Source organism: Shinella sp. GW835-FHT14H05, assembly GCF_058793575.1.
On record NZ_JBXAFY010000003.1, the window covers coordinates 95,472 to 117,725 of the forward strand.

Genomic DNA, 22,254 nt, shown 5'->3' on the forward strand with positions numbered 1-22,254 from the left:
ACGGATCGTGCAAAATGGATGCTTTCACCGATGTCGTGCAATTGCTGCGCCCGAAAACCGTGCTGATGGGCAGCATGGTGGCGCATGGCACATGGGGCGTGCAGGTGCCACCGCAGCCGGGGCCGACGCTCTATTTCATCACGGCCGGCCAATGCTGGTTCCGCGCGAACGGCGGTGCCGCCCTCCAGGTCGGGGCGGGTGACTTCATCCTTTCGGCCAGGCCGGTGATGGATACGTTCTCCAGCGCGCCCGGGCAGAAGACCGTGCTTTCCGACGATGGTTTCAAGGCGCGGCACATGGTCGACGGCGAGATTCATATCGGCGACGCGCATCGGGGCGACGCGACGCGCGTCCTCGGCGGCGTCATCATGTGCGATCCGACCAATGCGGACCTGCTGGCGGAGATGATGCCGCGGCTCGTGCATGTCTCGGCCGAAGACGGTGTCGGCGCGCGGCTCGGCACGCTCATCGGCCTCATCCGCGGCGAGGCGGCGCTGGCGGGGCCGGGCAGCGATCTCATCCTGTCCCGCCTGATCGAGGTTCTGCTGATCGAGACGCTGCGGCGCGAGGCGGCGACGCTGCCGCATCCCGGCATGCTGCGCGGCCTCGCCGATCCGCAACTCGCCCGGGCACTCGCCAATATCCACGCCGATGTTTCCCGGGAGTGGACGATCGCGGAACTGGCGCAGAAGGCGGGCATGTCGCGCTCGGCCTTCGCGCGGCGCTTTTCCGAGGCCGTCGGGCTCGCACCGGTCGAATATCTGCTGCGCTGGCGCATGGCGATCGCCAAAGATGCGCTGCGCCATCGCCAGGGAACGCTGGAGGAGATCGCCGAGCGGATCGGCTACCGCTCCGCAAGCGCCTTCAGCACGGCCTTCAGTCGCAAGGTCGGCTGCCCGCCGCGGGAGTTCGCGCGCAGCAGCGCGGCCTAGAAGGTCGGTGGCGTGTTGATCCAGATCAGCACCGTCTCGCCGTCATGGCGATTGCGCCAGGCGTGGCGGCGGCAGCTTTCGAAATAGAGGCTGTCGCCGGGGCCGAGATCGTGGAATTCGTGGCCATCGAGCACCATCTCGACGCGGCCGGAGAGCACGTGCACGAATTCCTCGCCCTCATGTTTATAGGCGCCGTCGCTGGAGGCGCCGGGGGCGAGCACGAAGCGGTGGCAATCCATCATGTTGCGGCCGTCCGCCAGCACCTGCACGGTGACGCCCGGCGAGGTCTCCGGCCAGAACTTCCACTCCCCTGCCCGCACGACCGACCGGTTGGCCTCTTCCTCTTCGCCGGAGAGTTTCGAGACGGTCGTGTCGTAATAGGCCGCGAGATCGTGCAGCACGCGGAAGGTCACGCCCTGCGAGGTACGTTCGAATGTGGAGAGCACCGAGGTCGCAATGCCGATGTCGCCCGCGACCTGCTCCAGCGTCTTGCCCGTGGCATGGCGCAGGCTGCGCAGCTTTCGGCCGACACCCTGAGGCGCGTCGCCTTCGGAAACCGTGGTCTCGCCTGGCGGTTCCTCGGCTTCCAGCGCCTCGCGAATGGCGGCGGGGTTCAGGCCGCGTTCCGTCCTGTACCAGGCGATGCGCTTCAACCGGGCGACGTCGTCGCCGCTATATTGACGGTGGCCGGTCTCCGAGCGTTCCGGCACGACGAGGCCTTGCGTTTCCCAAAGCCTGAGCGTGGACGCGGAAACGCCGGCAAGCCGCGCGGCCTCCGCCACCTTGTAGTGCACCGGTTCTTCCGAACCCATCGCGCCAATCCCTGATTCTGGTTATATTTGCTTATAGCATTCCCGGCGGACTGCGCCCGACTTCGCACCCCTGAAAATCCGTCGCATTCCCGTCTTAAAATGACCGTTGCATTCTTGCAGAAAAAATGTAGGAATTCCACTTGAGACTTGCAGAAAAAATGTAAGTTAAAGCAGTTCCAGCAAAAGTGCGAAGCGGTTTTGCGTTCGGAACTGCGAGTATTTTTAACCATTGAAGCCTCCAGATCCAGGATAGCGCCATGACCGCAACGCCCCTCACAGACCGCAAGAACGCCGCCATTTCGCGCGGTGTCGGCATGACCACGCAGATCTACGCCGACCGTGCGGAGAATGCGGAGATCTGGGACAAGGAAGGCAATCGCTATATCGATTTCGCCGCCGGCATCGCCGTCGTCAACACCGGCCATCGCCATCCGCGCGTCATCGAGGCCGTCAAGAACCAGCTCGACCGCTTCACCCACACCTGCCACCAGGTCGTGCCTTATGAAAATTATGTCGAGCTTGCCGAGCGCCTGAACGCCATCACCCCCGGCAACTTCGCCAAGAAGACGATCTTCGTCACCACTGGTGCCGAAGCCGTTGAAAACGCCGTGAAGATCGCCCGCGCCGCCACCGGCCGCCAGGCCGTCATCGCCTTTTCCGGCGGCTTCCACGGCCGCACCTTCATGGGCATGGCGCTCACCGGCAAGGTCGTGCCCTACAAGGTCGGCTTCGGCGCCATGCCGGCCGACGTCTTCCACGCGCCCTTCCCGGTCGAGATGCACGGCACGACCGTCGAACAGTCGCTCGGTGTGCTGAAGAAGCTGTTTGCTGCCGATGTCGATCCCAACCGCGTTGCCGCGATCATCATCGAGCCGGTGCAGGGCGAAGGCGGCTTCTACCCCGTCCCGGTCGCCTTCATGAAGGCGCTGCGCGAGATCTGCGACCAGCACGGCATCCTCTTGATCGCCGACGAAGTGCAGACCGGCTTTGCCCGCACCGGCAAGCTCTTCGCCATGGAGCACTACGGCGTGGTGGCTGACATCACGACGATGGCCAAGGGCCTCGGCGGCGGCTTCCCGATCGCAGCCGTCACCGGCCGTGCGGAAATCATGGATGCCCCCGGTCCGGGCGGCCTGGGCGGCACCTATGCCGGCAGCCCGATCGGCGTGGCGGCGGCCCATGCCGTGCTCGACGTCATCAAGGACGAGGACCTCTGCAACCGCGCGGAAAACCTCGGCGCCCGCCTGAAGCAGCGCCTCGCCTCTTTGCAGGACAAGGTTCCGGAAATCGTCGACATCCGCGGCCCGGGCTTCATGAATGCCGTCGAGTTCAACGACGTTTCGACCAAGCTGCCGAGCGCCGACTTCGCCAACAAGGTGCGCCTGAAAGCCCTCGAAAAGGGTCTGATCCTGCTCACCTGCGGCGTGCACGGCAACGTCATCCGCTTCCTGGCACCGATCACGATCCAGGACGAGGTTTTTGCCGAGGCACTCGACATCCTCGAAGCCGCGATGGTCGAAGCCCGCGCCGCCTGATCGGCGACGCCAAAGACTGAAAAAACATCCTCCCAGGGAACACCCGGAGCACATGCTCCGGGTGAACGTCCTTCCACGTCCGAAAGGAACGAAATCATGGCCTTCTACGATGCGCTCACGAAGCACCTGAAGTCGACCGACTTCCTGCGCGATGCGGGGTATGTCAACGGCAACTGGATCGGCGGCAACGGCGCCGAGACCTTCGACGTCTTCAACCCCGCCACCGGCGAAAAGCTCGCGACGCTGCCCGAAATGGGCGCGACCGAAACCTCCGCGGCCATCGACGCCGCCTACAAGGCGCAGCAGGTCTGGGCCGCCCGCCCGGCCAAGGACCGCAGCATCCTGCTGCGCAAATGGTTCGACCTGATCGTCGCCAACGCGGACGAACTTGCGGCCATCCTGACCGCCGAAATGGGCAAGCCTCTGCCGGAAGCCAAGGGCGAAATCCTCTACGCCGCCTCCTATGTCGAATGGTATGCCGAAGAGGCCAAGCGCATCAACGGCGAGACGATCCCGGCACCGTCCATCGACAAGCGCATGCTGGTCATCAAGCAGCCGGTCGGCGTCGTCGGCACGATCACGCCGTGGAATTTCCCGGCCGCGATGATCGCCCGCAAGGTTGCCCCGGCGCTTGCCGTAGGCTGCACGGTCGTCTCCAAGCCCGCCGAACAGACGCCGCTTTCTGCGATCGCGCTGGCCGTGCTCGCCGAAAAGGCCGGCCTTCCGGCCGGTGTCTTCAACGTCATCCTCGGCACGGACGGCCCGGCGATCGGCAAGGAGCTTTGCTACAATCCGAAGGTCCGGAAAATCTCATTTACGGGCTCGACGGAAGTCGGACGCATCCTGATGCGCCAGTGCTCCGACCAGATCAAGAAGGTGAGCCTGGAACTCGGCGGCAACGCGCCCTTCATCGTCTTTGACGACGCGAACCTGGACGCTGCCGTCGAAGGCGCCATGGCCTCGAAGTATCGCAATGCCGGCCAGACCTGCGTCTGCGCCAACCGCATCTACGTGCAGTCGAACGTCTATGATGCCTTTGCCGAGAAGCTCGCGAAGAAGGTCGCCGAGCTTTCCGTCGGCAACGGTTTTGACAAGGGCATCACGATCGGCCCGCTGATCGAGGAAGCGGCCATCGAGAAGGTCGAGGCACACATTGCCGACGCTGTCTCGAAGGGCGCGACGGTGGTTGCCGGCGGCAAGCGCGTTGCGGGCAAGGGCACCTTCTTCGAGCCGACCGTGCTGAAGGGTGTTGCGCGTGGCATGACGGTCGCGCGGGAAGAGACTTTTGGCCCCGTTGCGCCGCTCTTCCGCTTCGACACGGTCGAGGATGTCATCGCCCAGGCAAACGATACCGAATTCGGCCTTGCCGCCTATTTCTTTGCCGGCGATCTTAAGAAGGTCTGGCAGGTGACGGAAGCGCTGGAATACGGCATGGTCGGCGTCAATACCGGCATCATCTCCTCCGAAGCCGCCCCCTTCGGCGGCATCAAGCAGTCCGGCCTCGGCCGCGAAGGCTCCGCGCACGGCGCCGACGATTATCTGGAGATGAAATACGTCTGCATGGGCGACGTTGCCTGACATTTATAAAACGCCCCGCTTCGGCGGGGCGGTTTTCATGCTGTTTCGATATCCGTCTGCGAAAAGTCGTCGCCCTTGTAGAGCAGCGGGACGGCGAGGTGCCTTGCACAGGCATAGGCGAAACAGTCGCCGAAATTGAGTCCGGCCGGATGGCGGCCTTTGCCGTAGCGCTGGTAAGCCTCGACGGCGGCCGCGGTCGCCGCCGGCAAGATTGCGATGACCTCGATTTCTAGCGGTCGAATATAGGCTTCCACCTCGCGCAAGGCAGCTTTCGGCTCGACGCCGGAAATGCGGCTGTAGGCGACGGAGGCCTCCCAAAGCGCCATCGGTGATGTTGCGCGCGAGGTGGCCGCCATGAGGCGTGCCGACAGCGACGCGGCGTCGCTTTCGTTTGTCATCATGGCGACGATAGCGGAAGCATCGACGAACATCAGTCTTCGTAGAGGCTGTCGATGAAGGCTTTGTCAGCCTTGAGGCCTGTCGGAGAATACTTTCGGTTCAACTCCCGCGTCATGGCAACGGCCTTTTCCACCAGCGTCGGCTCGTTCTCCGCGCGCTCCAACTCATGCGTCAGCGCCTGGCGCACCGCCTCGGTCTTGCTGACCTTGCGCAGCGCGGAGAGCTTTTCCGCAAGCCTATCGACCTCCTGGTCCTTCACGTAGAGCGGCATGGTATATCCTTCCTCTTGTGGAGGTATATATAGCATCCGACCCCTGCAAATGAAAGCTCAGCCCAGCTTTGCCTTGTCCGGATGTGCCGCCTGGAAGGCCGGGAGGGTGCGGCAGGTTTCAGTGATGCGGCACACTCTTTCAAGCGCGCTGATGTCGGCGCCCCAGCGCTCCGCGTTGTAGACCTGCGGCACGAGGCAGAAATCGGCCATGGTCGGCGTGTCGCCGTGGCAGAAGGTGCCGGTTGCCGCATTGTCGAGCAGGGTTTCGACGGCGGCGAGGCCTTCTCCGATGAATTTCTTCATCCAGTCGGCGCGCACCGCCTCGCCGTCCTCGATCAGCGTCATGAGATGGCCGACGACGCCGGTGTTGCAGACGGCATGGATTTCCATGGCGATGGCATAGGAGATCGCCCGCACCCGCTGCCGGCCGAGCGGATCTGCGGGCAGGAAACGCGCCTCAGGGCGCGTCTCCGAGAGATACTCAATGATCGACAGCGACTGCGTCAGCATGTGTCCGTCGATCGCAAGCGCCGGCACGAGGCCCTGCGGATTGCGGGCGCGGTGCTCGGGCGAACGCTGCTTCCCGTCGAGCAGATCGACGGATTCGCGCCGATAGGCGAGACCGAGGCTTTCCAGCGCGATGCGCACGCGGTAGCTGGCGGATGAGCGCCAGTAGTCGAAAAGCACGATCTCGCCGCTCATCGGTTCAGTCCTTTTCGTAGGCTTTGACGGTCTGCTCGATCGCACCGAAGATCGAATGGCCGGTCTTGTCCTTCATCTCGATGCGCACGGTGTCGCCGAATTTCATGAAGGGCGTTTTGGGCGCGCCGGTGGCGATCGTCTCGATGGTGCGAATTTCGGCGATGCAGGAATAACCGGCGCCGCCCTCCGCGACAGGCTTGCCCGGGTCGCCGTCGAGCTTGTTGGAGACGGTGCCGGAGCCGATGATCGAGCCCGCGACGAGCGGGCGGGTCTTTGCCGCATGGGCGACGAGCTGGCCGAAATCGAAGGTCATGTCGACGCCCGCATCGGCCTTGCCGAAGGCCTTGCCGTTGAGCGAAACGAGGAGCGGCAGGTGCAGTTTGCCGCCGTCCCAGGCCTCGCCCAGTTCATCCGGCGTCACGGCGACGGGAGAGAAGGCTGAAGAAGGTTTCGACTGGAAGAAACCGAACCCCTTGGAAAGCTCGGCCGGGATCAAACCGCGCAGCGACACGTCGTTGACGAGCATGACGAGGCGGATCGCGGCGCGCGCTTCCTCGACGCTCGCGCCCATCGGGACGTCGTCGACGATGACGGCGATCTCGCCTTCCATGTCGATGCCGAAGGTCTCGTCGGCCGCCAGGATCGGGTCGCGGGGTCCCAGAAAGCTGTCGGAGCCGCCCTGGTACATCAGCGGATCGGTCCAGAAGCTTTCCGGCATGTCGGCATTGCGGGCCTTGCGCACCAGCTCGACGTGGTTGACATAGGCTGAGCCGTCCGCCCACTGGTAGGCGCGCGGTAGCGGCGAGGCGGCGTCGTGCTCGTGGAAGCGGGTGGTCGGCTGCGCGCCGGTTTCCAGCCCTTCGGCGACCCGTTCCAGCCGCGGCGCGACATGCGCCCAGTCGTCCAGCGCCGCTTGCAGCGTGCGGGCGATGTGCCCGACTTCCGAGCAGAGCGTCAGGTCACGCGAGACGACGACCAGACGGCCGTCGCGGGTGGAATCCTTCAGTGTCGCAAGCTTCATGCGTCTCTCTCCCGATCTTGTTTCCGGCCGCAAGGATGTGTCATCTTTCGGCCGCCTGTCTCCACCCTCGTGCGCCGCTTTGCGCGGCGCATCGTTTTTCAAGGAAATCCCGCGTGAACCGCACGGTCCTGAATTCCCTGCTGCTCGCCGCCGGCTTCATCGGCGCGACGGCGCTTCTCCTTTATACGATGGGTCAGCCGCTCATCTGCAAGTGCGGATATGTCAAACTGTGGCATGGCGTCGTGGTTTCCTCGGAAAACTCGCAGCATCTCTCCGATTGGTACACGCCGAGCCACATCATCCACGGCATTCTGTTCTTCGGCCTCTTCACGCTGATCCTTCCCAAGGCGGGCATCAACCTGCGCCTGGCGCTCTCCCTCGTGCTCGAATGCGCCTGGGAAATCCTCGAAAACACCGACATGATCATCAATCGCTATCGCGAGTCGACAATCTCGCTCGATTATTTCGGCGACAGCGTCATCAATTCGAGCGCAGATATTCTGGCGATGGTCGTCGGCTTCTTCCTGGCCTCGCGCCTGCCCGTCTGGGCAAGCGTCGCACTCATCGTCGTTTTCGAGGGCGTAACTACCTACCTGATCCGCGACGGCCTGGCACTGAACATCCTGATGCTCGTCTGGCCACTCGAAGCGGTAAAGGCCTGGCAGGGGGGCTGAGCGGGCGGTCACTTGATGCCCGGCGTGCCGTCGAATTTGCGCTCAAGCCCGTCCCAGCATTCGAGATAGTTGTCCTGCAGCGTTTCCAGCTCGGCGGCGAATTTCGTGAGCTGCTGCGGGTAGCGGGTCTCGAACATGAAGGCCATGGTGTGGTCGAGCTTGACGGGTTTCAGCTCGCTGTTCGACGCCTTGTCGAAGCCCGTCGCGTCCGGTCCATGCGGCAGCATCATGTTGTGCAGGCTCATGCCGCCGGGCACGAAGCCCTCTTCCTTCGCGTCGTACTGGCCATGGATCAAGCCCATGAATTCGCTCATGATATTGCGATGATACCAGGGCGGGCGAAACGTGTGTTCGGCCACCAGCCAGCGCGGCGGGAAGATGACGAAGTCGATATTTGCGGTGCCGGCCTCTTCCGTCGGCGCGGTCAGCACGGTGAAGATCGACGGGTCCGGGTGGTCGAACAGGATGGCGCCGACCGGGGAATAGGTGCGCAGGTCGTATTTGAACGGCGCGTAGTTGCCGTGCCAGGCGACGACGTCGAGCGGCGAATGGCCGATCTCGGTGACGTAGAACTTGCCGCACCATTTGACGTGGACCCGGCACGGCGTCTCCTTGTCCTCGTAGGCGGCGACCGGTGTCTTGAAGTCACGCGGATTGGCAAGGCAGTTGGCGCCGATCGGGCCACGGTCCGGCAGGGTGAATTTCGCGCCGTAGTTCTCGCAGACGTAACCGCGCCAGACGTCACCCTCGCCGAGGCGGGAAACCTTGAACATCATGCCGCGCGGGATGAGGCAGATTTCCAGCGGCTCGACATCCATGATGCCCATTTCGGTGAAAACGCGGATCGCGCCCAGTTGCGGCACGACGAGCAATTCGCCATCGGCATCGAAGAAGTAGTCGTCCACCATGTCGGCGTTGAACGTATAGGCATGTGCCGCCATGCCGACCTGCGTCAGCACATCGCCGGCCGTCGTCATGGTGCGCATGCCGTCGAGGAAGGTGAGCGTCTCCTTCGGTGCCGGCAGCGGGTTCCAGCGCAATTGCCCGAGCGGCAGGGAATGGTCGTCGAGGCAGGGCGCGCTCTTCCAATGCGGGTAGCTGGCATTGGAGAAGCGGCGCGTGTGGCGCACGCTCGGGCGGATGCGGTAGAGCCAGGAGCGCTCGTTGGTGCCGCGCGGCGCGGTGAAGGGCGAGCCGGAAAGCTGCTCGGAATAGAGGCCGTAATTGCATTTCTGTGGGCTGTTCTGGCCCTGCGGCAGGGCGCCGGGCAGGGATTCCGTCTCGAAATCATTGCCGAAGCCGGGCATGTATTTCAGGCTGTTGGCGATCTCCGCTGCATGGTCCGGCATGGCTTGGCCTCCTCTTGCAAAGCACCCTTGTCGTCAGGTGGTTACAGATGTAACTGTCCGTTTTGTAACCATCAAGGCACCGTCCATGGACTTCCGGCTCGAAACATTCCTGCCCTACCGCCTCAACCAGGCGGCGGAACTGGTCAGCCAGCGTTTTGCCGCGCAATACCGCGCGCGCTACCGCATGACCCGGCCGGAGTGGCGGGCGCTGGCCGCGCTCGGCTCCTATGGCCGCATGACCGCGACGGAGATCGGTGCCAATTCCAGCATGCACAAGACGAAAGTGTCGCGTGCCGTGCGGGCGCTGGAGGAAAAGCGTTGGCTGAAGCGCAGCGAGGATGCCGCCGACCGCCGGATCGAGCATCTCGACCTGACACCGGCGGGCCGGCGCATCTATGGTGAAATGATCGCGCTGGCGCATGAATACGAGCAGGAACTGGCCCAGCTTCTTGGTGCAGACGGCCTGGAGCAACTTGAGGCAGGCCTCGCCACGATCGAAGCGGCGCTGGCGGTGCAACCGGCGCGGCGCGGGCCAAGCGACTGACGACATATCACGCAGATGAATCGATCCGCCCTGATCGATTCAAAGCTTTCGTTGGACGGTGATTCGGGGCTTCGGCAGAATCCCGGGCATGTCGAACACCACCCCCTCCCCCGCCTATCGTTTCCGCCGCATCGACGCGACGCGCAACATGGCGCGCTTCTACATGCTCTCACTGGAGCCGACGCTGTTCGGCGAGGTCGCCGTGCTGCGTCACTGGGGCCGCATCGGCACCCGCGGCCGGCAGGTGTCGAGCCTGCATGCGACAATGGCCGAGGCTGAGACGGTGCTCGCCCGGCAAATCGCCCGGCGGCGCCGGCGCGGCTACACCGAGACGTAGAGGACGGAAAAGGTTAATTTTCCCGAGTTTTCCCCAATCGAATCGGGGCATGCCGATAGGCGTGCGATGGTCAATACGCTAAAGTCTCATTCATGGACGTACCAGCGCCGGTCGAGCGCGGTGCGTTAACCATTATTGCCTTGCCCTCGATTCAGAATCGGTTCTAAATGCGGTTTAAACCCCAAGGTGGGCTTGAAATCGCATTTTGAGATTCTCGACATGAATATGGCCGCAATGTTCGGACAGGCAATTTCCGAGGTCGATCAGCTGATCATCGGGCAGGCGCACGAACTGTCAGACAAGCTGAAGCAGCATCGGCTGGAGATGTTTCCGCCTGTTGCCCAGAAGAGCCTGCGCCAGTTCCAGCTGAGCGAGGCGGCGCATTTTCTCGGGGTCACCAGTGGCTACCTGCGCAATCTTTCGCTGGAATCCAAGGGGCCGCTGCCGCAGGTGACGCCCTCCGGCCGCCGTTCCTACTCGGCCGAGCAGCTGCAGGAAATGCGGGAATATCTGGAGCAGAACGGCCGCGGCGGCCAGCGCTACGTGCCGCGCCGGCGGGGCACCGATCATCTCCAGGTCATCGCCGTGGTGAACTTCAAGGGCGGCTCCGGCAAGACGACGACGACGGCTCATCTCGCCCAGCACCTGGCGCTTACCGGCCACCGGGTGCTCGCGGTCGATCTCGACCCGCAGGCGAGCCTTTCGGCGGTGCATGGGTTCCAGCCGGAATTCGACGTCAACGAGAACGAGACGCTCTACGGCGCCATCCGCTACGACGACCAGCGGCGGCCGCTGAAGGAAATCATCCGCAAGACCAATTTCCCCGGCCTTGACATCGTGCCCGGCAATCTCGAACTCATGGAGTTCGAGCACGACACGCCGCGCGTTCTGGCGCAGGGCGACCGGAGCGATTACGGCCGGATCTTCTTTGCGCGGCTCGACGAGGCGCTCTCCTCCGTCGCCGACGATTACGACGTGGTGGTGATCGACTGCCCGCCGCAGCTCGGCTTCCTGACGATGAGCGCGATCTGCGGTGCCACGGCGGTGCTCATCACCGTGCATCCGCAGATGCTCGACGTCATGTCGATGTGCCAGTTCCTGCAGATGCTGGGCGAGGTGCTGAACACGCTGAAAAGCGCCGGCGGCAACATGAACCTTGACTGGCTGCGGTATCTGGTTACCCGCTATGATCCGGCGGATGGCCCGCAGACACAGATGGTTGCCTTCATGCGCTCGCTGTTCAAGCAGCATGTTCTCACCAGTCCCATGGTGCGTAGCGTCGCCATCGCGGATGCCGCGCTCACCAACCAGACGCTCTACGAGGTCGACCGGAGCCAGTTCACGCGTGCCACCTATGATCGAGCGCTGGAATCCATGGAGGCGGTGAACGCGGAAATCGTCGAACTGATCCACAAGGCATGGGGGCGTTGATCATGGCGCGCAAGAACGTTCTTTCCAATCTGATGTCGCCGAGCGCAGAGAAGTTGACGCCGGTAAACCCCGTTCCCGACGAGCAGCGCCACCACGTCACCTACAAGGGCATCGGCGCGCTCGGCGCCGTGACGCGTAGCATCGATGCGCTCGCCGCCAAGGCGGATGCCGCCAAGGAGATCGAGGCGAAGCTGACGGCCGGCGAAATCGTCATCGAGCTTGAGCCGGACGAGATCGAAGAATCCTTCATTTCCGACCGCCTCGCCCATTCGGACGAGCAATTCCAGGAACTGGTCGAGGCCATGCGCGTGCGCGGGCAGGATTCGCCGATCCTCGTGCGCCCGCATCCGGCAAAATCCGGCGTCTACCAGATCGCCTTCGGCCATCGCCGCGCACGCGCCGCGCGCCTGCTCGGCCGCCCCGTTCGCGCCGTCGTCAAGGCACTCACCGATCGGGATCACGTCATCGCGCAGGGCCAGGAGAACAGCGCGCGCGCGGATCTCTCCTTCCTTGAGCGGGCGACCTTTGCCGGAGAGTTGGAAACGCGCGGCTTCGATCGCGAGACGATCATGGCGGCACTGAGCGCTGACAAGACGACCGTTTCGAAGATGCTGTCGGTGGTGAACCGCATTCCCAAGAGCGTGCGCAGCGCGATCGGCCCGGCGCTGAGCATCGGCCGCGACCGCTGGCACGAGCTCGCGACCCGTTTCGACGAGCCGTCCAACGAGGACAAGGCCGTGGAGTTTCTCGCCCGCGAACGGGTGAAGAGCCGCCCGCCGGAAGACCGCTTCAACCTTGTCAGCGGCCATCTTTCGAAGAAGGAAGCCGCGGGAATTGCCAAGCCGGCGCCGGCGGAATGGTCGCGCAAGGACGGTGCCGTCAGCGCCAGCATCAAGACGAACGGCCGCCAATACACGATTGCCCTGAAGGCCGCCGAAGCGCCCGCCTTCGGCGCCTACATTACCCAGAACTTGGACCGTCTCTACGAGGCGTTTCGGACTGAAAACAAACAGAAATCGGGAGATTGATCCGCAAAAGAAAAAGGCCCCCTCAACGTTACCGTCGCGGAAGCCCTTCTCATCGTTTAGCAGCCTGAGAATCGCACTTCCCCGAATCACAGTCAAGCCTTTTCGGCGCCGGTTTCGGTGATGGGGTCTCTTTTGCCTGTTGAAAGGTGAAGAGAGATGGAGACGGACGGCATAACGACGCCTTTCGGGCGGCGGGCTATGACGCTTGGCATGTTGGCAAGTCAGGCGGTAGCCAAGACGGTCTCGCCGGAGGCGAGCGTCGACAAGTGGAAGCTTTATCGCTGGCTTTGCGAGGCCCGGGTCAAACTCGGCATCAGCGACCGGGCGCTCTCGGTGCTCAATGCGCTGATGAGTTTTCATCCGAAGACCGAACTCAGCGGCAGCGACGGCCTGGTGGTGTTTCCCTCCAACACGCAGCTTTCGCTGCGCACGCACGGCATGGCCGAAACCACGCTGCGCCGCCATCTTGCAGCGCTGGTGGAAAGTGGCCTGCTCACACGCCGCGACAGCCCGAACGGCAAGCGTTATGTGCGCCGCGATCAACAGGGCACGATCGGCGAAGCCTTCGGCTTCTCGTTGGCTCCCTTGCTCGCCCGGGCAGGTGAGATCGAACAGCTCGCCGCCGCTGTCACGGCCGAGCGTGTTTTGCTGCAGCGCCTGCGTGAGCGGGTCACGCTCGTCCGTCGTGATATCGCCAAGCTGATCGAGACGGCGCTGGAAGACGGCCTTGCCGGCGACTGGATGCGTTACGAAGCCGAATATCGCCACGAGGTCCAGGCCTTGCCGCGTTTGCGAACACCCGAAAACCTGACGCCGGCGCTCGCCGCACTCGAAGCCTTGCGCCTGGAAATCCTCAAGTGCCTGGAACAGCAGATTATTTTACGAGAATCGGATGGCAATGCCGGCCATACTGAGCGGCACAAACAGAGTTCAAAACCCGACTCTAATTCTGATCTTGAACCAAGCTTCGAAACGAAGCAGGGCGGAAAAGCTGAGGTCAGACCGAACCGTTCGACCCCGCGGCAGATGGAGCAGGATGAAAAACCGGATGCCCGGTATTCGCAATGGCCTGTCGATGTGCCGACGGCGGCCAAGGGGGTCTACCCCCAGCCGGCGAACGCCTCGGATCCGCAAAAACCGTATCCGCTGGGGCTTGTGCTTCGGGCTTGCCCGGAAATGGTGGCTTTCGGTCCTGGCGGTGCGATTTCGAGTTGGCGTGACCTGATGACGGCGGCGGTGGTGGTGCGCTCGATGCTGGCGATCAGCCCCTCCGCCTATGAACAGGCCTGCGCGGTGCTCGGGCCGGAAAATGCCGCGACCGTGATCTGCTGCATCCTGGAGCGATCCGGCCATATCAACTCCGCCGGAGGCTATCTGCGCGACCTCACCCGCAGGGCCGAGCGCGGCGAATTTTCGCTCGGGCCTATGCTGATGGCGCTGATGCGGACGAACGGTATTCCGGCCAAGCAGGCGGGATGAGGGTCGCAGGTTGGCACAGCGAAATTCACCGCGGAAACCGCACGTTAACCATGGGGCTCCTAATCATGGGGGGAAGATAAGGAAGCCCGAATCAATGCCCCCTCACGCCTCGGTCCAGCCGCGCCGCCGTTCCATTACCGTCGAGACCGGACCGGTCGTTCCGTTCCCCGCCGAGCGCCGCACCGCGCATGTGCGCCGCTGCGCCGGAGAACTTGGCGGCTTGCATGGCGAGGATGCACGGCTTTACTGGCTGAAGGTCTGCCGGGAACTGGCGGAGGAATTGCGCAAGCTCGGATCGAACGAGAACCAGGCGCGCGCCGCAGTTTTCGCATTTCAGGATGAGGTCCAGCAGGAACTCATGCGCCAGCACGAACCGGACGATGTCTGATTTCAGATAAGGCCGGATGCGCTCCCGACGAGGCCAAGTGAAAAAACCACGAGGAAGGCAGCCGCGACCCGGTAGACCAGGCGCGGTGACAGGAGCGGCGCCCGCCCGACGAGGCTGCCCAGCACGAGAAAGCTCGTGCCCGCGCCTGCAACCAGCAGGCTGAAAAGTCCAAGCGCCGGCGCGATCTCCATCAGCAGGCCATGCGGCATGATGACGAGGCCGATGATCGGTGCTTTCGGATTGAGAACGGTCGTCAGGAAAACCTGGCCGATCGTGACGGGCGATGAGGCGTCCCGGTTCTCCTGGGTGGATGACAGGCGCCACAGCCGGAACGCCAGAAACAGCACCCAGCAGGCGGCGGCAAGACGAAGGGCAATTGCAAGCGCCGGGCGTCCTTCCAAAAGCGCGGCCGCGATCGTCGCAAGCGGCACCACCACGGCGAGATAGCCGGCGAGTTCCCCGAAAAGCAGCGGAAGGCTGGCGACGAAACCGCGGGCCGCCGCCCCGACCGTCAGCAAGGTGTTGGTCGGGCCGGGTGTCAGCAGCAGCGCGAGAATGGCGAAGACGAGAAAGCTGTCCGGCATGATGACTCCGGGAACGAATGATGTGATCTCCCCTACCCTATGGCTTCCCCTCCCCGCAACCTTGATCTCCATCAAGTGGAACACACCCTTCCCCTTGCACGAGACTCCCGATAAGGATCGATCACGACAATCCGGATGGGGGACATGATGGCGGAGACGATTGCAGAAGATATCCGGCGCTTGGAAGAACAGGAACGGCTTCTGCGCTTCAGCCGGTTCAGCCCCGACGACGCCTGGGCGCTCGGCAATCTTGTGCGCGAAACGGCTCTGGCTTTGGGCGCCGGCGTGGCGATCGATATTTCGCTGCGCGACCGCCCGCTCTTTCATTGCGCCCTGCCGGGCACATCGACGGACAATGTCGAATGGATCCGCCGCAAGCGCAACACCGTGTTGCGGCTCTGGCACTCCTCCTATCTTGTTGGGCGGCGGCTGGCGCTGTCCAGCCGCGAGCAGCAGGAGGCGCACAATCTCAGCCTTACCGATTATGCCGTGCACGGCGGCGGTTTTCCGCTCTTCGTCGCCGATCTCGGCTGCGTCGGCGCGGTCACCGTTTCCGGCGTGCCGCAGCGCATCGATCATGCGATCGTCAGCGATGCGATTGCCGCGTTCCTGAATGTCGACCTTGGCGAGAGCCGGCTGACCGACTAGCCCCCTCCCCTCTAGGAAAGAGGCAAGCGGCTGATTAGGATAGGCGGCGGCCAGCCGGCCGCGAGGAAGCGGAGAGGAGCCGTCGTTCCGTGAAGCTGCGTCATGCCCTGGCCTTCGCTATCCTGCCGGTCGTCGTCGTGCTCGCCATCCTGCAAGGGGGCACGCTGCTGACGCGCAGCTATATGGATGAAGCGTCGTCGCAGGCGGGGTCCGCTTTGCGTCTTGCAGTCGCCGCGCTCGGCGGTCACCTCAGCCGCTACGAGCCCCTGCCCGCGCTGATCGCCGATCACGACGATATCGAGGCGCTGCTGCAAGCCCCGAACGATCCGGCACTGCGCCGCGTCGCAAATGAATATCTGAAGGAAATCAATGGTCTGCTGGAGTCCTCCGACATCTATGTGATGACGCCGGACGGCAATACGATCGCCGCCAGCAATTATGAGATGCCCGGCACCTTCGTCGGGCAGAATTTCGATTATCGCCCCTATTTCCAGGACGCTATCGCGGGCCGGCAGGCGCGGTTCTATGCGTTGGGCACGACCTCGCTGAAACGTGGTTACTACTTTTCTTCTCCCGTGGATGTCGACGGCAGGATTCTCGGCGTCATCGTCTTCAAGGTCGATATCGATTCCATCGAGAGCTCTTGGCGCGGCGGTGAATACAAGCTTTTCGTCGCGGACCCGGAAGGCATCATCTTCATGACCGGTAGCCCGGAATGGCTCTATTCCGGAATCCTGCCGCTCGATGCCGCGCGCCTCGCCCGCACGCAGGCTTCGCGGCGTTATGCCGAGGCTGAGCTTCGGCCCCTGCCCGTCACCGAGAGTGTTTACTACGGTCAACACCTGATGCGGATCGCCGGCGAAGGCACGACGCGGGAATATCTTCGTCTGTCGCATTACATGCCGGAAGCGGACTGGACGGTGAACGTGCTGCTCGACACGGCATCGGTTCGAACGCAGGCGCGCACCGCGCTCATCGCCATCCTGCTGTTCATCTGCCTTGCGACCCTCGGCCTTGCCGTATTGTGGCAACGCCGCGCGCGGATCGAAGAGCGGCTGCGCCTGCAGGAGGAAACGCGCAACGAGCTCGAACGGCGGGTCGACGAACGCACGGCCGATCTCGCCCGCGTCAACGAGCAGATAGAGCTCGAAATCGCCGAGCGCCGCCTGACCGAACAGGAACTGCGCAAGACCCAGGCCGATCTTATCCAGGCCGGAAAACTCGCGGGTCTCGGCCAGATGTCGGCGGCGCTTTCGCACGAATTCAACCAGCCGCTTGCCGCTGCAAAAACCTATGCGGATAGCGCTGCGTTGCTGATCGACCGCGGCCGCGTGCCGGAAGCACAGGACAATGTGCGCCGCATCTCCAGCCTCATCGACCGCATGGCCTCGATAAGCCGGCACTTACGCAATTTCGCCCGCAAGCCGAACGAGAAACTTAGCCCCGTCCCCCTTTCCGACGTCATCGCCGACACGCTGGAAATCGTCGCGCCACGATTGAAGGCAGCGGATGCGAAGCTCGTCGTACGGCTCAGCGAAGAGACGCTGATCGTCAAAGCCGGCCCGGTTCGCCTGCAACAGGTGCTGGTCAATATCATCAGCAATGCGGCCGATGCGGTGGAAGGATTGGATGACCGGCTGATCATGCTGTCGGCCCGTCATGAAGAGGATAAGGTGATCGTCGAAGTGCGGGATCACGGGCCGGGCGTTCCGGCAGCGATCGCCGAGCGCATCTTCGATCCCTTCTTCACCACCAAGGGCGTAGGCAAGGGGCTCGGTCTTGGCCTCTCAATTTCGTATAATATTATCAAAGACTTCGGCGGAAACCTCTCCGTTGAAAGTCATCCTGAAGGCGGCGCGGTTTTCCGTGTCGTGCTCGATATCGCGGCCTCCGTGCGGGCGGCGGCCGAATGACGGGGCCGCGCATTCTGTTGATCGACGACGAGGAGGAGATGCGGCGCTCCTCCGCGCAGGCGCTGGAATTGTTCGGGCTGGAGGTCGACACCTTTGCCAGTGCCGAACCGGTGCTCGAACTCATCGGCTTCGCCTTCGACGGCGTCGTGGTCAGCGATATCCGCATGCCGGGCATGGATGGCATGACGCTGCTTCAGCGCATTCGCGATGTGGATCCGGAAGTGCCGGTCATTCTGGTGACGGGCCATGCGGATGTGCAGCTTGCGGTGAGCGCCATGCGGGCAGGCGTCTACGACTTTCTTGAAAAACCGTTCACGGCGCAACACCTCGCCGGCATCATCCGCCGCGCCATGGACCGGCGGAGCCTCGTGCTGGAAAACCGCCGTTTGCGTGCCGTCGCCGGGAAGCGAGACGATATCGAGGCGCGCTTGCCGGGCCGCACCCAGGTCATGGTGGACCTGCGCTATAGACTGCGGGCAATCGGTGCGACGGATGCCGATACGCTGATCATCGGCGAGACGGGGGCCGGCAAGGAGGTGGTGGCGCGGGCGTTGCACGATATCAGCGCGCGGGCAAACCGCCCGTTCATCGCCATCAACTGCGCGGCGCTGCCGGAAAATCTCATCGAGAGCGAGCTTTTCGGCCACGAGGCGGGTGCGTTTCCGGGGGCGCTCCGGCCCCGTTACGGCAAGTTCGAACATGGCCGCGGCGGCACGATTCTGCTCGACGAAATCGGCTCGATGCCCTTTGATCTGCAAGCAAAATTTTTGCGAGTGCTGCAGGAGCGCGTCATCACCCGGCTCGGTTCCAACGAGCCGGTGCCGCTCGATGTGCGCTTCGTCGCGACCAGCAAGGTCGACCTGGAGGCGGAGGTCGCCGCCGGTCGTTTTCGCGCGGACCTGTTCTATCGGCTGAACGTCGCGACGTTGCATGTGCCGTCCTTGGCACAGCGGCGGGCGGATATTCCCCTGCTCTTCCTTCAGCTCGTCCGAGAGGCCGCGGCGCGCTACGTCCGCAACGACATCGAAGTTCCGCCCGAGCTTATGACGGAAATTGCCGGCCGAAGCTGGCCCGGGAACGTGCGAGAGCTGCGCAATTCCGCTGACCGTCTGGTGCTTGGGCTCGACACCTCGCCGGAGGATGGCTCGTCGGAGACAGGTCCGCAACGCTTGGCCGACAAGGTGGCGGCCTATGAACGAGGGCTGATTGCCACTGCTTTGGCGGCTCATGGGGGCAGTTTGAAGCCGGTTTACGAACAACTCGGCGTGTCGCGCAAGACGCTTTACGAGAAGATGCAGAAATACGGACTCGATAAAAACATCAGTGCGTCGGCCTTTCAGGACGATCTCTGATGCCTTGATGGGTGGATTTCCACCCATGGCATGTCCGCTTTGTCCCCCATCCCACCCATCGGACGCGGTTTACCGCCGTAAACTGGCCCGTAAATCCCCCTCGCCGCTTGCCGACTCGGCCTGCTGAGCCCCTTTTAGGCCATCCAGAACCGGCGCGGGAGGAGCCACGTCGGCTGGTCATTTCATCGGGAGGATTTGATGAAGACCTTGAAAACCCTGTTTGGCATCTCGGCCGCATTCGCCGTATCGCTGCTCGCCACCTCGGCGCTTGGCCAGACCTATCCGGAACGCACCATCACCATGGTCGTGCCTTTCGCGGCCGGCGGCCCGACCGACACTGTAACCCGCCTTGTTGCTGAAGCCATGTCGAAGGATCTCGGCCAGCAGATCGTCGTCGAAAATGTCGGCGGCGCCGGCGGCACGCTGGGTGCCGGTCGCGTGGCGAGCGCCGACGCGGATGGCTACACGCTGCTGCTCCACCATATCGGCATGGCGACCAGCGCGACCCTCTACCGCAAGCTCGCCTATGACACGCTGAACGCCTTCGAATATGTCGGCCTCGTCACCGACGTGCCGATGGCGATCGTCGCCCGCAAGGACCTCGAGCCGACCGACCTCAAGGGTCTGATCGAGTATATGAAGGCCAACAAGGACACGGTGACCGTCGCCAATGCAGGCATCGGTGCGGCGTCCCATCTCTGCGGCATGATGCTGATGAGCGCTATGCAGACGCAGTTCGTCACGGTTCCCTACAAGGGCACTGGTCCTGCCATGACCGACCTGCTCGGCGGCCAGGTCGACGTGATGTGCGACCAGACCACCAACACGACGAAGCAGATCCAGGGCGGCACGATCAAGGCCTATGCCGTGACCTCGCCCGCGCGCCTCTCCAACCTGCCGGATCTTCCGACGGCGGAAGAGGCTGGTCTTGCCGGTTTCCAGGTCGGCATCTGGCACGGCATATACGCGCCGAAGGGTACGCCGGCCGAGGTGACCGAGCGTCTTTCCAAGTCGCTGCAGGGCGCGCTGAAGGACCCGAACGTCATTGCCCGCTTCGCCGAACTGGGCACGGTTCCCTCCGTCGAAGCCGACGCGACGCCGGCCGCCCTCAAGGCGAAACTCGAAGGCGAGATCGCCCGCTGGAAGCCCGTGATCGAGGCTGCCGGCCAGTACGCCGACTAAGGTTCGCGCGGATCGGATCGTGACGGCGGTCAACGCCGTCACGATCCCTGACCGCCTGCGCGGCCCATTCCGGCCGCAGGATGAGGGGGATCCCATGAAACAATTCGAGTTCGACAGCACCAATGCGATATGCGGCCTGACCTTCATCGCGCTTGGCGGCTTCTTTGTTTATCAATGCCTTAATCTGGATCTTGGCACGGCGTTCCGCATGGGGCCGGGCTATTTTCCGCTGGTTCTGGCTTCGATCCTGACTGTGCTCGGCGTCGTCGTGCTGGTGCAGGCGACGCGGGTAAAAGGCGAGCCGATGGGGCCGTTGGCGCTTCGCGGCATGCTCTTCATCCTGCCCGCGCCCGTCTTCTTCGGGCTGGCGGTGCGCGGCCTCGGCTTCGTGCCGTCGTTGTTCTTTGCCGCGCTCATCGCCGCCTTTGCGTCGAGTCGCATGACGCCCCTGATGGCTTTTTTGCTCGCCATCGCCATCACTGTCTTTTCCGTTGTCGTCTTCAGTTATGCCCTCGGCCTGCCGTTCGAGCGGTTCGGCCCCTGGACCCGGCTTTAGGAGGCGACGATGGATCTTATCAGCAATCTCGCCCTCGGTTTCTCGACGGCCGCATCGCCGGAGAACCTGTTCTTCTGCCTCATCGGCGTACTGCTCGGCACGCTGATCGGCGTGCTGCCCGGCATCGGCGCCACGGCCACCATCGCCATGCTGCTGCCCATCACCTTCCAGCTGGAGCCGGTCTCCTCGCTGATCATGCTCGCCGGCATCTATTACGGCGCGCAATATGGCGGCTCCACCACGGCGATCCTCATCAACATGCCGGGTGAGTCGTCGTCCGCCGTGACGGCGATCGACGGCTACCAGATGGCCCGCAAGGGCAGGGCAGGGGCAGCACTCTCCATCGCCGCGCTGGGCTCGTTCTTCGCCGGCACGGTTTCGACCTTCCTCGTTGCAGTCTTTGCCATTCCGTTGACTGCCGTCGCGCTGGAATTCGGTGCGGCCGAATATTTCTCGCTGATGGTCGTCGGTCTCGTGTCCTCGATCGCGCTGGCGCATGGCTCCATCGTCAAGGCGCTGGCCATGGTGGCACTCGGGCTGCTGCTTGGGCTGGTGGGAACGGATATTTACACGGGCACGCCGCGCTTCACCCTGGGTATCCGGGAATATGCCGACGGGCTCAACTTTGTGGCCGTGGCAGTCGGCGTGTTCGGCATTGCAGAAATCCTGCGCAATCTCGAAGGCGAGAAGACGCGTACGGTGTTGATGGCGAAAGTCAGCGGTCTCTGGCCGACGAAGGACGACTTCAAGCGCATGGTGGGTCCGGTGCTGCGCGGCACGGCGATCGGTTCCGCGCTCGGCATCCTGCCGGGGGGAGGGGCGATCCTTGCGGCGTTTGCCTCCTACACGGTCGAAAAGCGTGTTTCCGATCATCCGGAAGAGTTCGGTCACGGCGCCATTGCCGGCGTCGCAGGACCGGAATCGGCCAATAATGCCGGCGCGCAGACCTCGTTCATCCCGCTGTTGACGCTCGGCATTCCGGCCAATCCGGTCATGGCGCTGATGGTCGGCGCGATGATTATCCAGGGCATCGTTCCCGGCCCGAACGTCGCGACGGAGCAGCCGACGCTGTTTTGGGGCATCATCGCCTCCATGTGGATCGGCAACCTGATGCTCGTGGTGCTGAACCTGCCGCTGATCGGCCTGTGGGTGAAGCTGCTGACGGTGCCCTATTACGTGCTCTTCCCGATCATCATGGCCTTCTGCTCGATCGGCGTCTACAGCGTGAACTCCAACGTCTTCGACCTCTATGCGGTCGCGATGTTCGGCCTTGGCGGCTACCTGCTGGTCAAGCTGCGTTGCGAGCCGGCGCCGCTGCTGCTCGGTTTCGTGCTGGGGCCGTTGCTGGAAGAGAACCTTCGCCGCGCCATGATCCTGTCGCGCGGTGATCCGACGACCTTCTTCACGCGCCCGATCAGCGCGGTCCTGCTGGCCATTGCGCTCGCGGTTCTCCTCGTCGTCTTCCTGCCGTCGGTTAAGGCCAAGCGTGAACAGGTTTTCCAAGAAGAAGACTAACTTAAGAAAAAACCTGCGGGGGAG

The 22,254-nt window shown here is 63.4% G+C and carries 23 protein-coding genes; 16 read left to right on the forward strand and 7 right to left on the reverse strand.

Annotated features, from left to right (window positions below; all coding sequences use genetic code 11):
• Window positions 1-14 precede the first annotated feature (14 nt).
• Window positions 15-932, forward strand: a complete 918-nt coding sequence (locus tag AC1Q6Z_RS11700; RefSeq protein ID WP_492647931.1) for an AraC family transcriptional regulator — start codon at window positions 15-17, stop codon at window positions 930-932.
• Here AC1Q6Z_RS11700 and AC1Q6Z_RS11705 read toward each other — a convergent pair.
• Entirely contained in the window at window positions 929-1,744 is an 816-nt protein-coding gene (locus AC1Q6Z_RS11705; protein ID WP_492647932.1) for a MerR family transcriptional regulator, read from the reverse strand. The two genes, AC1Q6Z_RS11700 and AC1Q6Z_RS11705, sit on opposite strands and share 4 nt — an antisense overlap.
• A gap of 257 nt (window positions 1,745-2,001) precedes the next feature.
• Between AC1Q6Z_RS11705 and AC1Q6Z_RS11710 the strand changes: the two genes are divergently transcribed.
• A complete protein-coding gene (locus AC1Q6Z_RS11710; protein ID WP_256116299.1) occupies window positions 2,002-3,279 on the forward strand; it encodes a 4-aminobutyrate--2-oxoglutarate transaminase in 1,278 nt (425 codons plus the stop codon).
• Window positions 3,280-3,375: 96 nt separating this feature from the next.
• Window positions 3,376-4,857 carry an NAD-dependent succinate-semialdehyde dehydrogenase gene (locus AC1Q6Z_RS11715; RefSeq protein ID WP_492647933.1) on the forward strand — a complete coding sequence of 494 codons (1,482 nt, stop codon included), beginning with the start codon at window positions 3,376-3,378 and terminating at the stop codon, window positions 4,855-4,857.
• A 35-nt stretch (window positions 4,858-4,892) separates the two neighbouring features.
• On the opposite strand, the gene AC1Q6Z_RS11720 is transcribed toward AC1Q6Z_RS11715, so the two are convergent.
• The 4 genes from AC1Q6Z_RS11720 to AC1Q6Z_RS11735 are packed head-to-tail and all read right to left on the reverse strand — an operon-like array spanning window position 4,893 to window position 7,250.
• The gene (locus tag AC1Q6Z_RS11720; RefSeq protein WP_492647934.1) at window positions 4,893-5,288 is read right to left on the reverse strand and encodes a type II toxin-antitoxin system VapC family toxin; all 396 of its coding nucleotides are present in this window, start codon (window positions 5,286-5,288) and stop codon (window positions 4,893-4,895) included.
• Window positions 5,288-5,527: a type II toxin-antitoxin system VapB family antitoxin gene (locus tag AC1Q6Z_RS11725; protein ID WP_492647935.1), complete on the reverse strand. Its 240-nt coding sequence runs from the start codon at window positions 5,525-5,527 to the stop codon at window positions 5,288-5,290. The genes AC1Q6Z_RS11720 and AC1Q6Z_RS11725 overlap by 1 nt, the downstream gene beginning before the upstream one ends.
• A 57-nt stretch (window positions 5,528-5,584) precedes the next feature.
• Complete coding sequence (gene maiA / locus AC1Q6Z_RS11730; protein ID WP_492647936.1) at window positions 5,585-6,229, reverse strand: maleylacetoacetate isomerase; 645 nt, start codon at window positions 6,227-6,229, stop codon at window positions 5,585-5,587.
• A gap of 4 nt (window positions 6,230-6,233) precedes the next feature.
• Window positions 6,234-7,250, reverse strand: a complete 1,017-nt coding sequence (locus AC1Q6Z_RS11735; protein WP_492647937.1) for a fumarylacetoacetate hydrolase family protein — start codon at window positions 7,248-7,250, stop codon at window positions 6,234-6,236.
• Between the two features lie 113 nt (window positions 7,251-7,363).
• Here AC1Q6Z_RS11735 and AC1Q6Z_RS11740 point away from each other — a divergent pair, with 113 nt between their 5' ends.
• Complete coding sequence (locus AC1Q6Z_RS11740) at window positions 7,364-7,924, forward strand: DUF2585 domain-containing protein (RefSeq protein WP_492647938.1); 561 nt, start codon at window positions 7,364-7,366, stop codon at window positions 7,922-7,924.
• A gap of 8 nt (window positions 7,925-7,932) precedes the next feature.
• Here the strand turns inward: AC1Q6Z_RS11740 and hmgA are convergent, their stop codons facing one another.
• A complete protein-coding gene (gene hmgA / locus AC1Q6Z_RS11745) occupies window positions 7,933-9,273 on the reverse strand; it encodes a homogentisate 1,2-dioxygenase (protein WP_492647939.1) in 1,341 nt (446 codons plus the stop codon).
• Window positions 9,274-9,358: 85 nt separating this feature from the next.
• On the opposite strand from hmgA, the gene AC1Q6Z_RS11750 reads away from it, so the two are divergent.
• The 6 genes from AC1Q6Z_RS11750 (at window position 9,359) to AC1Q6Z_RS11775 (ending at window position 14,480) form a co-directional block, all read left to right on the forward strand.
• A complete protein-coding gene (locus tag AC1Q6Z_RS11750; protein ID WP_492647940.1) occupies window positions 9,359-9,817 on the forward strand; it encodes a MarR family winged helix-turn-helix transcriptional regulator in 459 nt (152 codons plus the stop codon).
• 88 nt (window positions 9,818-9,905) lie between these two features.
• A complete protein-coding gene (locus tag AC1Q6Z_RS11755) occupies window positions 9,906-10,154 on the forward strand; it encodes a WGR domain-containing protein (RefSeq protein WP_492647941.1) in 249 nt (82 codons plus the stop codon).
• 225 nt (window positions 10,155-10,379) lie between these two features.
• Window positions 10,380-11,585, forward strand: coding sequence for a plasmid partitioning protein RepA (repA, locus tag AC1Q6Z_RS11760; RefSeq protein ID WP_435266073.1), 1,206 nt, complete (start codon window positions 10,380-10,382; stop codon window positions 11,583-11,585).
• A gap of 2 nt (window positions 11,586-11,587) precedes the next feature.
• The gene (gene repB, locus AC1Q6Z_RS11765) at window positions 11,588-12,613 is read left to right on the forward strand and encodes a plasmid partitioning protein RepB (RefSeq protein WP_492647942.1); all 1,026 of its coding nucleotides are present in this window, start codon (window positions 11,588-11,590) and stop codon (window positions 12,611-12,613) included.
• A gap of 156 nt (window positions 12,614-12,769) precedes the next feature.
• Window positions 12,770-14,092 (forward strand): plasmid replication protein RepC, encoded by a 1,323-nt coding sequence (repC, locus tag AC1Q6Z_RS11770; protein WP_492647943.1) that lies wholly within the window; start codon window positions 12,770-12,772, stop codon window positions 14,090-14,092.
• Between the two features lie 94 nt (window positions 14,093-14,186).
• Window positions 14,187-14,480 (forward strand): DUF6074 family protein, encoded by a 294-nt coding sequence (locus AC1Q6Z_RS11775; RefSeq protein WP_439625304.1) that lies wholly within the window; start codon window positions 14,187-14,189, stop codon window positions 14,478-14,480.
• Window positions 14,481-14,482: 2 nt separating this feature from the next.
• On the opposite strand, the gene AC1Q6Z_RS11780 is transcribed toward AC1Q6Z_RS11775, so the two are convergent.
• Window positions 14,483-15,064, reverse strand: coding sequence for a LysE family translocator (locus AC1Q6Z_RS11780; protein ID WP_492647944.1), 582 nt, complete (start codon window positions 15,062-15,064; stop codon window positions 14,483-14,485).
• Window positions 15,065-15,208: 144 nt separating this feature from the next.
• Here AC1Q6Z_RS11780 and AC1Q6Z_RS11785 point away from each other — a divergent pair, with 144 nt between their 5' ends.
• From AC1Q6Z_RS11785 to AC1Q6Z_RS11810, 6 genes are all read left to right on the forward strand, one after another.
• Entirely contained in the window at window positions 15,209-15,712 is a 504-nt protein-coding gene (locus AC1Q6Z_RS11785; protein WP_492647945.1) for a heme-degrading domain-containing protein, read from the forward strand.
• Window positions 15,713-15,801: 89 nt separating this feature from the next.
• Complete coding sequence (locus tag AC1Q6Z_RS11790) at window positions 15,802-17,625, forward strand: sensor histidine kinase (RefSeq protein WP_492647946.1); 1,824 nt, start codon at window positions 15,802-15,804, stop codon at window positions 17,623-17,625.
• A complete protein-coding gene (locus AC1Q6Z_RS11795; protein WP_492647947.1) occupies window positions 17,622-18,977 on the forward strand; it encodes a sigma-54-dependent transcriptional regulator in 1,356 nt (451 codons plus the stop codon). Before AC1Q6Z_RS11790 ends, AC1Q6Z_RS11795 begins: the two co-directional genes overlap by 4 nt.
• A 198-nt stretch (window positions 18,978-19,175) precedes the next feature.
• Window positions 19,176-20,159, forward strand: a complete 984-nt coding sequence (locus tag AC1Q6Z_RS11800) for a tripartite tricarboxylate transporter substrate-binding protein (protein ID WP_435265831.1) — start codon at window positions 19,176-19,178, stop codon at window positions 20,157-20,159.
• A 94-nt stretch (window positions 20,160-20,253) separates the two neighbouring features.
• The gene (locus AC1Q6Z_RS11805) at window positions 20,254-20,715 is read left to right on the forward strand and encodes a tripartite tricarboxylate transporter TctB family protein (protein ID WP_492648342.1); all 462 of its coding nucleotides are present in this window, start codon (window positions 20,254-20,256) and stop codon (window positions 20,713-20,715) included.
• Between the two features lie 9 nt (window positions 20,716-20,724).
• Complete coding sequence (locus AC1Q6Z_RS11810; RefSeq protein ID WP_256116320.1) at window positions 20,725-22,230, forward strand: tripartite tricarboxylate transporter permease; 1,506 nt, start codon at window positions 20,725-20,727, stop codon at window positions 22,228-22,230.
• The last annotated feature ends 24 nt before the right edge of the window (window positions 22,231-22,254 follow it).